14 protein-coding genes are annotated in these 14,813 nt (G+C 57.3%); 11 read left to right on the top strand and 3 right to left on the bottom strand.

All coding sequences use genetic code 11. The features are described from left to right. Positions 1-4: 4 nt before the first annotated feature. On the bottom strand, positions 5-1,321 hold the full coding sequence (locus PSR63_RS11915) for a serine hydrolase domain-containing protein (RefSeq protein ID WP_274333584.1): 1,317 nt from the start codon (positions 1,319-1,321) through the stop codon (positions 5-7). Beyond that, positions 1,318-2,316: an NAD-dependent epimerase/dehydratase family protein gene (locus PSR63_RS11910; RefSeq protein ID WP_274333582.1), complete on the bottom strand. Its 999-nt coding sequence runs from the start codon at positions 2,314-2,316 to the stop codon at positions 1,318-1,320. The genes PSR63_RS11915 and PSR63_RS11910 overlap by 4 nt, the downstream gene beginning before the upstream one ends. Before the next feature lie 273 nt (positions 2,317-2,589). Here PSR63_RS11910 and PSR63_RS11905 point away from each other — a divergent pair, with 273 nt between their 5' ends. The 4 genes from PSR63_RS11905 (at position 2,590) to PSR63_RS11890 (ending at position 5,632) form a co-directional block, all read left to right on the top strand. After that, positions 2,590-3,495: a DUF1559 domain-containing protein gene (locus tag PSR63_RS11905; protein WP_274333580.1), complete on the top strand. Its 906-nt coding sequence runs from the start codon at positions 2,590-2,592 to the stop codon at positions 3,493-3,495. Between the two features lie 33 nt (positions 3,496-3,528). Next, positions 3,529-3,972 carry a hypothetical protein gene (locus PSR63_RS11900; RefSeq protein ID WP_274333578.1) on the top strand — a complete coding sequence of 148 codons (444 nt, stop codon included), beginning with the start codon at positions 3,529-3,531 and terminating at the stop codon, positions 3,970-3,972. Positions 3,973-4,230: 258 nt separating this feature from the next. Next, positions 4,231-5,130, top strand: coding sequence for a DUF1559 domain-containing protein (locus PSR63_RS11895; RefSeq protein WP_274333576.1), 900 nt, complete (start codon positions 4,231-4,233; stop codon positions 5,128-5,130). A gap of 58 nt (positions 5,131-5,188) precedes the next feature. After that, complete coding sequence (locus PSR63_RS11890; protein ID WP_274333575.1) at positions 5,189-5,632, top strand: hypothetical protein; 444 nt, start codon at positions 5,189-5,191, stop codon at positions 5,630-5,632. A 108-nt stretch (positions 5,633-5,740) separates the two neighbouring features. Here PSR63_RS11890 and PSR63_RS11885 read toward each other — a convergent pair whose 3' ends face one another. Further along, positions 5,741-6,595 (bottom strand): PRC-barrel domain-containing protein, encoded by an 855-nt coding sequence (locus PSR63_RS11885; protein WP_274333573.1) that lies wholly within the window; start codon positions 6,593-6,595, stop codon positions 5,741-5,743. 927 nt (positions 6,596-7,522) lie between these two features. On the opposite strand from PSR63_RS11885, the gene PSR63_RS11880 reads away from it, so the two are divergent. From PSR63_RS11880 to PSR63_RS11850, 7 genes are all read left to right on the top strand, one after another. Next, positions 7,523-8,521: a VWA domain-containing protein gene (locus tag PSR63_RS11880; protein ID WP_274333571.1), complete on the top strand. Its 999-nt coding sequence runs from the start codon at positions 7,523-7,525 to the stop codon at positions 8,519-8,521. 31 nt (positions 8,522-8,552) lie between these two features. Continuing rightward, positions 8,553-9,587, top strand: a complete 1,035-nt coding sequence (locus PSR63_RS11875; RefSeq protein WP_274333569.1) for a tetratricopeptide repeat protein — start codon at positions 8,553-8,555, stop codon at positions 9,585-9,587. A gap of 9 nt (positions 9,588-9,596) precedes the next feature. Further along, positions 9,597-10,427 (top strand): MotA/TolQ/ExbB proton channel family protein, encoded by an 831-nt coding sequence (locus tag PSR63_RS11870; RefSeq protein WP_274333567.1) that lies wholly within the window; start codon positions 9,597-9,599, stop codon positions 10,425-10,427. A 5-nt stretch (positions 10,428-10,432) separates the two neighbouring features. Continuing rightward, positions 10,433-10,861: an ExbD/TolR family protein gene (locus PSR63_RS11865; protein ID WP_274333565.1), complete on the top strand. Its 429-nt coding sequence runs from the start codon at positions 10,433-10,435 to the stop codon at positions 10,859-10,861. Further along, positions 10,858-11,301 carry an ExbD/TolR family protein gene (locus PSR63_RS11860; RefSeq protein ID WP_274333564.1) on the top strand — a complete coding sequence of 148 codons (444 nt, stop codon included), beginning with the start codon at positions 10,858-10,860 and terminating at the stop codon, positions 11,299-11,301. Before PSR63_RS11865 ends, PSR63_RS11860 begins: the two co-directional genes overlap by 4 nt. A gap of 20 nt (positions 11,302-11,321) precedes the next feature. Then, positions 11,322-13,823, top strand: coding sequence for a tetratricopeptide repeat protein (locus tag PSR63_RS11855; protein ID WP_274333562.1), 2,502 nt, complete (start codon positions 11,322-11,324; stop codon positions 13,821-13,823). Between the two features lie 177 nt (positions 13,824-14,000). Continuing rightward, a complete protein-coding gene (locus tag PSR63_RS11850) occupies positions 14,001-14,177 on the top strand; it encodes a hypothetical protein (protein ID WP_274333560.1) in 177 nt (58 codons plus the stop codon). The last annotated feature ends 636 nt before the right edge of the window (positions 14,178-14,813 follow it).

Here is a 14,813-nt window from a genome sequence, read left to right as displayed (position 1 = left end):
CGTTCTAGAGGTATTCCGCAAACAAATCTCCCTCCGGCCAATCTTCAATTGCATTGGCCGGAGCGTGCAGTGGGCTGTCGATTTTACTGGCAAAGGCCTGGCCATCCGGTGCCGTATCTTGATTGAAGAGCACGCACCAGCTGATCCCATCGGCACGAGAAACGAGTAGCGTCGATACGCCAGTCAGTCGACCGTTGTGCCAACAGGTCCATGGTAAGACGCTTCTAGGCGAAGGTCTCGTTAGCCAGCCACAAGCATAGTAGTAGGCCTGTTTGCCAGAGGGCTTCTGGCCGTTGATCTTGGGAGGAGCCAGCATCGTTTGCAGCGTCTCGCGCGAGAGAATCGCATCCCCTTCAGGAAAGAACAAACCTGAGGTGAATCGAACCAGATCGACCGACGAGGCCAGCCAACCGCCGACAGGTGCCAGGTTCTCGATGCGTTCGATGCCGTACGGGAAGGGGACCCAGTCGGTACTCTTGAGCCCTAGTACATTCGCGCCGGTTCGTCCTTTGGCGTCACGGTACTCGACCTCTCCGGGAGCCGCGTATTCTTTGAGCGTTTTGGCCAATTGCATCCGGTGGATGCCCAGCGGTTGCAGGATCTCTTGCTGCACATATTGGTCGTACGCCTGACCGCTTTGCTGCTCGATCATACGCCCAAGCATTAAGTAACCGATGTTGGCATACGCATGTTTCTGACCGGGATCGAAGTCGAGATTCCTCGTCAGAGCAAATCGCAGCAGGTCCTCTTGCGATAGCGGAAAGTCGACTCCCAGCGAGACCTTCACCGGTCGACTCATCGCGAAAGGATCGCCAGACCTGTCTTTATCGAAACCCCCGGTATGCTGCAAACAGTGGTGCAGCGTGATATCTGCCATACGTGGATCGGCCCACTGCTGCGGATCCTCAGGCAGGAAGTCGAGATTCAACAGGGGAACGATCGGCTGATCCAGGGTGACTTTGCCCTCCTCGACCAGCTTCATCACCGCCACGGCGGTGACCGGCTTCGACAAACTGGCAATGCGAAACAGCGAGGTCGGTTGCACCTGGCGTTTTCCGTCCAGATCGGCTTGGCCAAACCCCTTGGCGTAAACCAGCCGTCCTCGGTAAGCCACCGCCAACGATGCGCCCAGCGGCTGGTTCTCTTCGAAGAACGTTTCCATCAAACGATCGTACGCCGCGAGCCCTGCCAGGCTCTCGCCCTTCGACGTGACCTTATCCGCCGCACTGCAATGTTCTGTCAGACCAGCGAGAACGCTCCCAGTCGACAACAGGGTCGTGAGCCTGGCGAGAAAACGACGGCGATCGCAATCGGTGTTCATTCTTCGGAACCATCCAGTGCGGGGAGATAGCCATTGGCTCGAAACCATAGCAGCGCGTCACGCAAGGTCCGGTCGAGAGGACGAACCTGGTAGTCGAGTTCTTCCATCGCTTTGTCGCTGCGATAGTAATGGTACTGACTACCCATCTTAATTGCTGCCGAGTTCACTTCCGGCTCTTTACCATCCATGTGCCCATACAGGTCACCGCTCATACCGGCGATGATACCGATCAGCGGTCCCAAGCGTGCCCAGGGTGGTCGCCGCCCGGTGATGGCGGCCATGCGTTTCCAGAGGTCGAAGTACGTCAGATTCTCTCCGCCCAGGATGTAGTTCTCGCCGACCTTTCCTTTATGGATTGCCGTGATAATCGCGGCGGCCACGTCACGCACATCGCACGTACTGCCCCCACCGCGCGGTGCCATTGGCGGCTGCTTCTTCACGACCGAAATCAGCATGCGCCCCGACGAAGGTTTCCAGTCCCACGGGCCGAACATCAGGGCCGGGTTCGTGATGACGACATTCAAGCCTTGGGGAACCATCTCGCGCAGCGCGTCTTCCGCGGCGCGCTTGGTGAGCACGTAGGGACAGGGGATCTTACCCTCGCGTGGCGAGTCTTCGTTGGCCGACGCATCCTTCTTGCCGACGCCGAGTGCGTCGACCGAGGAAACGTGCACCATGCGAACCCCTTGCTTCATGGCCGCTTGAGCCACGATCTTGGTCCCTTCGACATTCACCTGCTGCATCAGCTTTTCTTTGGTCCAGCCAATATGAACCACCGCTGCCGAGTGAATGACCGCGTCGACACCAATCATGGCCGTGTTAACCGCTTCTTCTTCGCGGATGTCGCCTGGGACTGGCTCGACATCGAGGCCCGCTAGCGAACGATCGATCCGCGGGTCACGGACCATCACCCGAACTTGATGTCCTTGCTCTAGCAGCATCCGAGTTACGTTGTTGCCCACTAATCCGGTCGAACCGGTGACAAGTGCCAGCACTATCGATCTCCCATCACGCGTTTTTCGCAGCTTTCATGCATTAAATTGTCGTCCAGATTCCCCTGGGTTGATATAGGACAAAGCGTCGTAAGTACCTTAACCCATAGCTTTTGCCACAGCCGAGGTACTTGCCGCAAGCCAACCAAGGAATAATTTAAAGTTTGTGGATTGAGTTTCCCTTTACCGATAAGATGCGTGCAGATAGTTCGTTTTCTTATCTCTTATCTCGACGACTTATCTCGTTCGCTCCGGTCTCATCACGGGAAAATTCAAATGCTTCGATCCGCCTTGCTGCGTCGATTGCGCTCGCGCGCCTTCACGCTTGTCGAATTGTTGGTGGTAATTGCCATTATCGGAGTCTTAATTGCTTTGCTGCTGCCGGCAGTCCAACAGGCTCGTGAATCGGCCCGTCGGATGCAATGCTCGAACAACATGAAGCAGACCGCGTTGGCGATGCATACCTACCACGATATTCACGGCATTTTGCCACTGCCAGGCTACGGAGGTAACCACCTGGGCTGGAGCGCTTCGATCCTCTCTCAGCTGGAACAGAACGCCATTGCCGATGGCCTTGATTACACCGTCGGCAGTCACGTCGCCACCGGACGCGTGCGTTACGGCATTACCCGCATCGATGCTTACATGTGCCCGAGTGCCCCGAGCTCCGAAACCTACTCGCCACGCACCGACGAGGTCTACAACGGCCAACAGTGCTACGCGATCCACTACTTCGGCATCTTAGGGCCGCAGGGAACCAACGCCACCAGCAGCCAGGCCTATGACTGCCAGAACCTGTCCGAAGCGTTCGGCGGCAAGTGCACCGAAGGGATCATGTGGGAGAAAGGATCGAAGTTCCGCGACGTGACCGACGGGCTCTCGAACACTTACCTGATGGGCGAGAACTCGTGGAAGGACATGCCGTATCGCCGCTATTGGCTACGAGGCGAGTACAACGATTCACGCGGAAAGCTGTTCCTGATCTCGAAGAACATCCAGCACCCGATTAATAGCGAGGTTGCCACCAAGTGGAATACGGTTGCCTTCGGCAGAATGCATCCAGGCGGCGCGATGTTCTCGCGTGGTGACGGCTCGGTCACGTTCGTACCCGAAACGGTAGACTTCGCGACGTTCTTAGCCGGAGCGAGTAAGGCCGGTAACGAGCCTGTTGGCAGCGAGTAAGCCCACTCATCCTTGGCAACTATGTATTTCACCATGACTCGATCTCGTTATTGGCTTGGACTGGTTTCGCTTGTCTTGCTCGGAACCAGCATCGGCTGCCGCGCGCAAAATGACTTGGAAACTTATCCGATCTCAGGCACAGTGACCTACCAGGGTCAGCCAGTTCCGGTCGGATCGATTACGTTGGTCCCCGACTCGAGCCAAGGGAATCGTGGAGCGGCTGTCTCGATGGAAATCGTCGATGGGAAGTTTGATTCCGCCAACGCGTCGCGCGGCCATGTCGGCGGCCCCCATGTTGCGACGATCGTAGGACTGGACGGGAACGGGGACGGCGACCTGTTCCCCAAGGGATACATGTTGTTTCAGGACTACCAGGTCTCGCTCGATCTGCCGAAGGAGTCTTCGACCAACGACATCGTCGTCCCGGCCGATCAGAAGAAGCCCAGCCGCCGCGTCCGGACCAGCTCTGGGCCGTAATTTCTTGGTGGCAATCTCTGCTACACGTCTGCTCACAGCGTGCTCACAAATGACGCTTGTGAGCTATACCAGACCACTCTCAACAAGTACGCAGCGGCGACGTAAACCCCTTAAATCGAGGCTAGGGCGTGGGATTCCGTAAAACCCCATTTTAGCCCTAGCTATTAGGCACCTCGAACGATAAAGTTACCAGGCTAACTTTCTTTTATTTCTCTTAGTTATTGAGAACATCTCCTTCGGGTAAGCAAACTGGAAACAATGTTGAATCAACCTTGCTGCACAACTCGCCGTGGATTCACTCTGGTCGAACTGTTGGTCGTGATCGCGATCATTGGTGTCCTCATCGCACTGCTATTGCCGGCCGTTCAACAGGCCCGCGAGGCAGCTCGCCGGATGCAATGCTCAAACAACCTGAAGCAAACCGCGTTGGCGATGCACAACTACCATGACATTCATGGCCAGTTTCCTTTGCCAGGCATGAAGGCCAATCACTTGGGCTGGAGCGCTTCGATCTTGGCTCAGCTCGAGCAGTCGGCGATCGCAGATGGTTTGGACTACAGCGAAGGCACCCACACCGACGTCGGTCGCCGTAAGTTTGGTCCCGCGAGGATTGATGCTTACCTGTGCCCGAGTGCCCCGGCTTCCGAGGTTTACTCGCCCCGCGACGACGAAAAATACAACGGTCAAGATTCGTACGCGATTCACTACTTCGGCATACTCGGCCCAATGGGCGTGAACGCTCAGTCCGGATCTAATTACATCTGCAAAGACACCTCGTCGACCTTTGGTGGTGAGTGCACCGAAGGGATCTTCTGGCAATGGGGTTCGAAGATGCGTGACGTGACCGATGGTTTGTCCAACACCTACCTGCTGGGTGAGAACTCGTGGCGCGATATGCCTTATCGTCGCTATTGGCTGCGAGCCAAGTACGAGGACAGCCGTGGAACGCTCTACCTGATTTCGAAGAACGTTCAGAGCCCGATCAATAGCGGTGTGGATGACAAGTGGAACACGGTTGCATTCGGCAGCATGCATCCGGGCGGAGCCATGTTCTCGCGGGGCGATGGCTCGGTGACCTTCGTGGCGGAAACGATCGACTTCGACGCCTACCTGGCCGGCACCAGCAAGGCCGGTGGCGAGGCAATTCGTACCAACTAACTGGGTACTCTCTTGCGTCTAAGTCATAAGCTTGCTTTCCCACGTGCAAAGGTTTCCCATGTTGCGAACCTATCCGCTGTCGCTTTCTGTTCTTGTCTTGGCCTTGGCCAGCTGCCTGGGATGTTTCTCCGGCGGTGATTCGGCTACCTATCCGATCTCAGGCACGGTTCATTTCGGTGACCGACCGGTCCCCGATGGCTCGATCACGCTGATCCCGGATACGCGGCAAGGCAACAGCGGTGCCGCGGTCTCACTGGAGATTATCGACGGAGAGTTCAGTTCGGCCGGCGCCGATCGAGGCCATGTTGGCGGACCGCATCTCGTCCGCGTTGTCGGACTCGATGGCCTGGGAGATGGCGACCTGTTCCCCAACGGGCAAATGCTGTTTCCCGACTACGAAACGACCCTCGATTTGCCCAAAGAAGCCACAACGCAAAAGATCGTTGTGCCGGGCGACTTAAAGATGCCCAAGCGTCGTCCGACTCCCAAAGGTGGTGCCTAAGGTTCGAACGCAAGGGACGCACCCGAATTGCTTCGAGTGCGTCCTCCCGCTTTCGCGGCGTGCGTGGTCTATTTGGCTACTCGCTTGAGTAGCGGCTTAGCGTGAAGACTATTTGTCGCCAGCTTCCGAAAAAGCCTTTTCGACATTGCTTCGCGTTTCTTCACTATCCAGTTCGGCATAGTACTTGTCCGAAGTCACCTTCGGGGCGGCACCAACGATGTTCTTGTCGGCATCGATCATAGCCGTGTACTGGTTACCTTCGGTCTTGGTGATCTTTACCTTCTCGGCAGGGACGGCGGTGTAATCTTCACCGACGCCGAGCGTACCACCGGAACCGAGGATGAAGTATTCAGCCTTACAATCTTCCATCTTGTGGTTAAAGACGATGTCATCTAGCTGACCGATCGACTCGTTACCACTACCTTTGACGTCCAGATCGTTCAGGGCCGAAGCGAGGAACATCTCTTCGGACTTCAGATGTGGGGCGTCAGTCGACTTGAAGTACTTGCTATTACGTTCGTGGAACGAACCGACCGTCAGGTCAGCAGCATGTTCCAACGACAAAGCAGGGGCGTTTTCCAAGTCTTCTGCAGTCATTGGAATGCTTAGCTTCAGAGTCGCTTCGTCGTCGGTGTTTTCCCACGACATGTCGACTGCCTTGGCAGGCACAGCATGATCGGTTTCACCGACACCAGCGACACCGCCGCTACCGATGATCAGGTAGACGACTTTACCGTCTTTGGTCATGACAATGTCATTGACCGAACCGACAGTATCATCTTTGTTCGTGCCGTAGACGCTGGCGCCCAGCACGCGAGTCGCAGCGATGCGATCGGACTTCTCAGAATCGGTCTTGGAAGTATTCGCTTCTTTTTCTTGATTCTTCGTAGGCTTTTCATCGGCCATTGCAGGAACGACCAGAGCACAGGCGAGGAAAAGTCCTAATATACGAGTAACTAACATTTCATAATCTCCTAAATGAAACTTAGGTTGTTCGGGATACATGAAAAGCTAGTCGCAACTGCCATACCGACTTGAGAGAACTTGATTAAAAAAGCTCAATTGATCGCAAAACTCAGTGTTTTATAGCATTCCATGAAGGTAAGACCGCGCAGCTTACCATCATCCTATTTGAATACGTTTGGCTGATTGATCGCTTCTTGCACAGCTTGAACGTATTCACCTCAACGGGCTTCTTCGGATGACTTGAAGTAGAAATGCGACGAGTCGATCCGTTGCAATCGAGACGAATCAAGGATCGAGAACGTCTCGACATAATCATTGGCCAGCCTGAGACGGATGGAATGCGGATACCAGCTCCGATGCTCTCGCCTGGTTCGTCGCATGCACATACATGAAAGACTTATCGGAGTCAGAGATTCCTCAGCGGGCGCAAGATAAAAGGACACGACGCTGATCACGAGGTGATAGCATTCGTGTCCCATCAGAAATTCAAACGCACGGTATCAAGAAATAAAGGGCACCGTGGACGTCGACCTGAAATCGGGGGTTATCAAGCCAACATTCCACGGGCCACTTGCCTGCTTCCTGGAAATTAATCACAGACTGTTCAACGGCCGCAAAAGCGGTTGTGAATCTATGAAAAATCCTGGAATAGGCCAATCGGCGATTCACGTTGCTTTGCGACTGTGGGTAGGCCTTAACGCACGCCCTGTGCCAAAACCGGGTATCCATCGCCAATTGGTGATCAATTTCCGGGTCATGCCCCCATATTGCGGTTAAAATGGAGAAGATCTTTCCCTTGAGGCAATTTCTGTCGGTTGGATGGCCGGTCGATAGAAGGCCGACCTGATCTGAAATCACGCTTGTCGCAACGAGTGTGGCTGGCTACAAACCAGTAATACGTGCCTTTTGCCCAATCGTGGTGTTATGTCGACCAGCCAACAACTCGAATCCATCCAGCCTGCAGACCAAACCCAATGGGTCCAGTCACGCCGGGTGATGCCGGCCTGGCTGATGTCGTTATTGATTCACGCCCTGCTGGGAACGCTGTTGATCCTCACGGTTCAGACCGTAAGCAAGGGGATCGGAGACGAGCCGGCCCGGCGTGGTAGTATCGCGCTGGCCAACCGCAGCGAGAACGCCACCGAGTACTTCGATGGTGACTCGAGCCAATCGGCCGACAGTCAGCAAGCTACCGACTCGCAGCAAGCCGCCCAGGCAATCAGCCAGGCGATGCCAGCACTCGATCTTCCTCCGAGTGCGCTCGGCAAGCTGCTTCCCCAAGGCGATCAGGCCCTGACCGGCGAAGAGGCGACCGGCCTTCCTTCTTCTGGTGGTATGACCGAAGGAGGGGCGACCTCCAAAGGTGGACTGGGCAACGAAGGTACGACCTCGGTCTTCGGTGCGGAAGGAACCGGGAATAAGTTTGTCTACGTCTTCGACCGCAGCGGTAGCATGGACGGTCGACCACTAGCCGCCGCCAAGCAGCAGTTGATCAACAGTCTGCACGACTTAGACAAGCTGCATCAGTTTGCCATCATCTTCTATAACGAAAACCCCCAGGTCTTCAGTCCTCGCGGCGATGGACCGCAGTTGGTCTTCGCCGACGAGCAGGGCAAGAATCTGGCCGAACGTTTTGTTCGTGGCATCATTGCCAGTGGCAGCACGCAACATGTTGATGCCTTGTCACTGGCCTTAAGAATGAACCCGGACGTCGTCTTCTTTCTGACCGATGCCGATCAGCCACAGTTGTTTCCCGCCGACCTGGATCGAATTCGCAAACTAAACAAAGGGTGCTCGATCCACGCGATCGAATTTGGCTACGGCCCCTACGATGGACGACGCAACTTTCTGGTAAAATTGGCCGACGAGAACGACGGCAAGCATGTTTACGTCGATATCTCGAAGCTCCGTGCCCAACCTTAATATCACTAACCTGAAGAGATTGAGTCCTCCGTTGCCTCGTCGCGCGATCCTGTTCACGCTTGTTCTTTCGCTGATCGCCCTTGGCGGCTCGACGCAGTGGTGCGCGGCGGATGACACGGTTACACTTCGCCCGGCCAGTCCCAATGCCGAGCCTACCAAGGTTCGCGGCAACGTCATCGACTACACCGGCCAGGTACTGACTCTGCAAACGGCTTCTGGCCAAACCAGCATCCCCTCGGATAAGATCGCATCGGTCGAAACCGACTACGCTTCCGACGTGCTGAAGGCCCGGCAGCTTCTGGACGAAGGGAAGTCGAGCGAAGCTGCCCGGATGTTCGCCGCCGCGTACCCTGGCGAACGTCGCCCGTGGGTAAAGCGTGAGATCCTGGCCCTCGAAGCCCTCGCCCTGCAGAACGCCGGTCGATATATCGAAGCCGGCAACGCGTTCCTGAAGATCGTGGCCGAAGATCCACAGACGATTCACTTCGATGCCATCCCGTTAGCATGGTTCAGCTTGCCACCCCACTTCGAGCGCGATCGAGCGGCGCGCGGCTGGATGGAAATGTCGTCGCCTTATGCTCAGCTTTTGGGTGCAAGCTGGCTATTGAGCACTTCCGATCGTTCGCAGGCCATCCAGGTTCTGGGCAACCTTCGCCGCAGCAAGATCCCGCAGATCTCGCTACTGGCCGAAGCTCAGCTGTGGCAAACCAAAATCGTTACCGCCAGCCAGGCAGACGTGCAGCAGTGGCAGCGGCAGCTGGATGCCGGTATCCTTCGCGGAGCCGCTCTGGCAGGGCCGACGCTGGTCGTTGGCAAAGCGTGGCGGCAACTCGATAACGACAACCAGGCAGCCCTCACCTTGATGCGGCCGCCGATCCTGTATCCGAATCATCGTCCCGTCGCGGCGGATAGCTTACTGCAAGCAGGCCGCGCACTGGAAAGGGCAGGGCAGAGCGACGAAGCAGCTCGTGTCCTGCGTGAAGCAATCGAACAATATGGCGACCAGCCAGCACGGCAGGAAGCGGAAATCAACCTCAAACGAATCGCCAGCTCAGGTAGCAACTAGGAGGCAGCCTTGGCAAATCTTACACGTATTGGAATTTGGTCCGCCTGTCTGGCTGTGCTTGCCCTGGGCATGTTGGGAAGTGGCTCGAGTCTATTTCCCACGGCCGGGCCTCAGTCGGTAGCCGCGCAAGATACGGCTCCGGTCAGTCCGCCGGCGGAAACGCCTCCGGCAGCCCCAGAAAAAACCGGTTTCATCGACATCGTTCTTAGCGGGGGAATCGTGGGGGGACTGATCCTCGTCTTCCTGCTCGCGCTTTCAATGACGGCGGCGTACCTTGTCTTTGAACAAGCGATGACGATTCGCAAGACCGAGATCATGCCGCCCGAGCTGGGCGATACGGTTCGCGATCATCTTTTGGCCGGCAAAGTTCAAGAGGCCGAACGTGCCTGTCGCGAGCGTCCCAGCTTCCTATCGTTTGTGCTACTGAGTGGTATCGCGGAACTCGATGGTGGTTGGACCGCCGTGGAAAAGGCGCTCGAAGACGCCACGGCTGAGCAGTCCGCGCGGCTGTTTCGCAAGATCGAATACTTATCGGTCATCGGCAACATCGCTCCGATGGTCGGGCTGTTGGGTACGGTCACCGGGATGATCTTCGCCTTCCAGCAAGTGGCTGCCACGCAAGGTGCCGCCGGGGCAGGGGACCTGGCCGAAGGGATCTATCAGGCCCTGGTCACCACGGTGGGCGGTTTGCTCGTGGCGATTCCTTCGCTGGGTGCGTTCGCTATCTTTCGTAACTGGGTCGATGAACTGGTCGCCGAAGCCGCCTACGTTGCTCAGCAGGTCTTCACTCCGCTTAAACGCCGCAAGCGTCAAGCTGCTGCTCAGGCCTCAAGGAGTTAACTTCCGTGCGTGTGCCCAGCAACTTGAAACCTGGCCAGGCCGAATTCAACATGACGCCGATGATCGACGTCGTGTTCCTGTTGATCATCTTCTTCCTGGTCTCCAGCCACCTGGCCAAGCAGGAAGCGCAGATGCCGCTGCCGTTGCCGACTGCCGAGAGCGGCCAAGAGATCATCGACGATCAAATGCCGTGCGCCGTGGTGAATATCGAAGCCGACGGCTCGCTCATCCTGGCCGGTCGCCGTGTGCCGCCGGATCAGTTGCGGGATCGCTTGGCAACCGAGCGCGAACGAAGTGGTGACTCGATCGAACTACGCATCCGCTGCGATCGCGATACGCCCTACGCCAACGTGAAACCGGTCATGCTGGCCGCCACTGAAGCCGGCATCTGGAGCATTGCCTTCAGTGTCATCCGGCCGGAGGACGCACGATGAAACGTCCTAGCCCTTACCGAGATCGCGGGCCGCTGCAGGTCGCCATGACACCGATGATCGACGTCGTGTTTCTGCTGCTGATCTTCTTTTTGTGGACAGCCAGCTTTCAGATCGTCGAGTACGCGCTGCCCAGCAGCATCTCGCCGCCAAGCAATGTTGGTTCGTCGGCTGAGAGAGAACTGGAGATCGAAGACTTCGAACAGATCGTCGTCCGCATTACCGGCGAGCCAGGCAACTTTACCTATGCCGTGAACGAACGTCGAACGCAAGAGCTACCCGAAGTTCGCGAGATCCTCGGCACGCTGGCCACCATCAAGAACGACGTTCCGTTGATCATCGATCCGGCCGAAGTCGTCCCGGTAGGGCAAGTCATCGACGTGTACGACATCGGCCGCGTGCTGAACTTCCAAGAGATCCAGTTCGCGGTCGAACCCGATTAGGTCGACCCACTACGTATTCCATGAAGAACATTCCCCTCATCACGATCTTGCTGCTCACGCTGACTAGCGCGACTTGGGCGCAGTCTGCGCTGGACGACGATCGCAAGATGATCGAGGGGCTCCTCGACCGCCAGCTATTCGGGCTGGCCGAGCGTTACGCCGCCCAGCAGGTCATGGCCGAAGGGATCTCGGAAGCACATCGCGCCGAGATGGCCGCGGAACTGGTCCGAGCGTATTCACAGCACGCGATGAATGCTCGACCGAGCGAGCGAGATCGTTATTGGAATTCGGCGGCGGCGGTCCTCCCTCAATTCCAAAAACAGTTCCCCGATCCATCCGCTTCGATCTTGATCGAAGTCCAAACGGCTCATAGTCAGCTGGCGCAACTGCGACTATTGCGGCAAGAAGGGCAGGTCTTTGGCGACGACACCAAGCTGACCCAAGCTCAACAGCTTGCCGCCCAAGTGCTTCAGCAGTACGAGAACTTGCAAGAGAAAGTCGACGCGCTGCTGCGTCAGTCGCATTCGCCAGGTAGCCAATTGCCACTCACGTCGGATCAACTGTTGGCCCTGTCGCGGAAGGTCATGCTGCAATCGGGCGAAGCGGCGGAAGAGCAGGGGCTCAGCTACCCGGCCGATTCGTTGGATCGCACCAACGCCATGATCCAGGCCATCCAGCGGGTCGAACCACTGACCAAGCTCCGGCCAGATACCCAGGTCAAGTGGCCAGCTCAACTGTTGGCCATCCGTGCGCTGCGTTATCTCGGTCGGTTGGACCAAGCTCGAAGCACGATTGCGATGCTGCTGGAAATGAATCCGCCTCCGCCGGTTTCTGTCCTGAGTGCTGCCTGGGCGGAAGACATTCGCGTGGCGCTGGCCCAAAACGACCTGCCGCTGGCGACCCAGCTAATCAACAAGTCGCGCGCGATCGATGGCATGGCATCGGCTCAGCTCGACTACGCCATCTTCGAGACCTACCTCGCGCTCTGGAAACAGGCCGAAGAGAAGCAGAACACCAAGGACATTCAGCTATGGCAAGGACGCAGCGCGGCGGTCGTTGGTGAACTGGAACAGCTTTATGGCTCGTACTGGGCTCGTCGTGCGGAACAACAATTAACCGGCAGCGCAGCGACGGGCGGAACGCAGAACGTCGACCTGCTTCGCCGCACCGCGGAAAACTACGTCCGGCAAAAGGACTGGGACGAAGCGATCAAGAACTACGACCTGGGCGCTCAAGCGGCCAAGGCTTCCAATCAGCCGTCGGAAGAATATCAACTTCGCCTCGCGGCCGCCGCGGTAGCGGTCGAAGCTGGCAATTTGGCCGAAGGGGTGAAACGCCTGCGAGAAGCGTCGCTCGAGTTTCCCGCCGAGCAAGATGCGTCCTTGAGGCACCTGACGGCAGCCTACTATCAATCGCAAATTGCCCGGCAGTCGGATCCGCCGCAGTTGGAACCGTACATCCAACTGCTGCGCGAAAACCTGAGCCGCTGGAACGAAGGAGAGCCAGCCGCCCAGGCCGCGATGTGGCTCGCTCAAATCGAGTTCTCGCAGGGCAATTGGCGAGCCGCCACCGAGGCCTACCTGCTTATCCCAGCGAAGTCGACCCACTTCCCGCTGGCTGTCGAAGGCGTTCGCCAGGCATCGCTCAAGTGGTTTCAAACGGCTGAAGCGAAGCAGGAACTCGTACCGCAAGACGTCCGCAAGGTGATCGACTACTTCGAGCAGGTCGTCCTCAACGGTCAGTCAGGCGGCGGCGCGTGGACGGCCACCATGCGTCTGTCCTCGGAAACAGCCGCCCAGCTATGGCTCAACTACACGGACAATGGCTACGACAACGCACGGGCTGTGATCGAGGTCGCCCTGCGCTCGAACCCCAACGGGCCTGATGGTTGGCGAAGCCGCTTGGAATCGCTGCAAGTGATCGCCCTGGCAGGCCTGGGCAAGCTCGATCAGGCCCAAGCAAAGCTGCAGCAAGTTCAGAACGACAGCCCTCACCAGCTATTCGAAGTCCTGCAATCGCTCGGACAGATGGGCAATTCGGCCTCGCCTGCCATCCGACCGCAGATCGCCCAGATCGAACTAAAGGTGATCGCCATGCTGCGACCGAACATGATGCAGCTCGACGAAGCAACGCGGATGGTCATCACCACGCGCGAAGCAGAAGCCCTGGCCGCCAGCGGTAAGCTCGACCAGGCGATCGAGCTGTACACAGCCCTCGCCCAGCAGCTTCCGAATGATTCCGAAGTGCAGGCAGGCCTGGCCCGGATGCTTTCTCGCGGCACAACGCGTGAGCAACAAGAGCAGGCCCTCGACCGCTGGCGACAGATCAGCCGCAAGAGCCGCACGCAGTCGCCAACCTGGTACGAAGCCAAACTCGAAATCGCCCGCTGCCACATCCAGCTTGGCAAACCGGAAGAAGCCAAGCAGGTCGTACGCTATCTACAAACGCTCTACCCTGACATGGGCGGCCCCGAGATGAAGGCCCGCTTTGTGGAACTGATGCAACGGCTGCCGCGGAATTGATTAAGGCTTTCTCGCTCTTTTCAACATCTTAGCGCGTGCAATCGACACCTCTCCAGTGTAGATTAAACACCCCCCGAGGGGACTTTCGTTTCCAAAGCACTGCCCAGAGCGGCCGTTCCTCCTACCGCAGGCTGTTCTGCCTCGCTTCTTCTGCCAACTTAAGAGGACTATCGCAACATGAAAGTAATGTATCGCGTCTGGTGGGCGTTTCTTGGACTAGCCTGTGCTGCACTGGGTGGTTACTTAATCGTCGCCGATCCCAACATGCGTACCACTGGCCTCATCTGCGCACCGATTGGCTTGGCGGTCTTCGGGATCCAAGTCTTCATGCTGGTATCACGCGGTAATAAGTAGTGAACTCTCTGAAGGGGAGGGGACTCGCTTCTCCTTCCCTTTCTTCTTTTGTCGAACAACTCCATCTCTCCCCGCGGCCCAAGGGGGTCAGGCGTACCGTCGGCATATTGCCACCGGACCACTGAATCCAAGTTCCGCTGCACGATGGCTTCCTACGACGCTTGCGTCTCGGCCAACTCGTCGATTAAGGCCAACGCTTCCCCGTTGGTCCGTTCCACGTTGCCTACCTTTTCCCAAGCAATGACGAATGGGTCTGGGCACTCAAACGATGCTATTCGAGCCGTACTCTCCACGTGCCGACACAGTCCGATGAGAATCAGCGTGTCAAACCCCTCGTGGTGTGCCACTCACCTCTGGCCAGTGCGAACAGGGTAAGCCGCAGGCAAGCGAAACCCTATTACTAAAGCACTGGCCAGAGACCAGTGGCACACCGAAGTTTTGTCGATCGCTGTTACAGCCGGTGGGAATCTAGCCCAAGCGCTTTCTCGCCCGGCGTCTTCGTACCGGCACATAAGCCGGGCACGGCTGGCGGCGTTTTAGAAACCGCGAGAAGACACTATCTGATGTCACCGGTAGCCCCAGCATGCGTAGCAGGCCGTTTGCTATCGGCAGACACTTTGTCTCGGAAGAATAGGA

This window comes from Bremerella sp. P1, assembly GCF_028748185.1.
GTDB lineage: Bacteria > Planctomycetota > Planctomycetia > Pirellulales > Pirellulaceae > Bremerella.
The sequence above is the reverse complement of the archived record's forward strand: the minus strand, read 5'-3'. Positions and strand labels throughout refer to the sequence as shown.

Excerpts from the sequence above, each read along its gene's own strand:
- PSR63_RS11915 (WP_274333584.1), bottom strand. The coding sequence starts at position 1,321 with ATGAACACCGATTGCGATCGCCGTCGTTTTCTCGCCAGGCTCACGACC.
- PSR63_RS11905 (WP_274333580.1), top strand. The coding sequence starts at position 2,590 with ATGCTTCGATCCGCCTTGCTGCGTCGATTGCGCTCGCGCGCCTTCACG.
- PSR63_RS11900 (WP_274333578.1), top strand. The coding sequence starts at position 3,529 with ATGACTCGATCTCGTTATTGGCTTGGACTGGTTTCGCTTGTCTTGCTC.
- PSR63_RS11895 (WP_274333576.1), top strand. The coding sequence starts at position 4,231 with ATGTTGAATCAACCTTGCTGCACAACTCGCCGTGGATTCACTCTGGTC.
- PSR63_RS11890 (WP_274333575.1), top strand. The coding sequence starts at position 5,189 with ATGTTGCGAACCTATCCGCTGTCGCTTTCTGTTCTTGTCTTGGCCTTG.
- PSR63_RS11885 (WP_274333573.1), bottom strand. The coding sequence starts at position 6,595 with ATGTTAGTTACTCGTATATTAGGACTTTTCCTCGCCTGTGCTCTGGTC.
- PSR63_RS11880 (WP_274333571.1), top strand. The coding sequence starts at position 7,523 with ATGTCGACCAGCCAACAACTCGAATCCATCCAGCCTGCAGACCAAACC.
- PSR63_RS11860 (WP_274333564.1), top strand. The coding sequence starts at position 10,858 with ATGAAACGTCCTAGCCCTTACCGAGATCGCGGGCCGCTGCAGGTCGCC.
- PSR63_RS11855 (WP_274333562.1), top strand. The coding sequence starts at position 11,322 with ATGAAGAACATTCCCCTCATCACGATCTTGCTGCTCACGCTGACTAGC.
- PSR63_RS11850 (WP_274333560.1), top strand. The coding sequence starts at position 14,001 with ATGAAAGTAATGTATCGCGTCTGGTGGGCGTTTCTTGGACTAGCCTGT.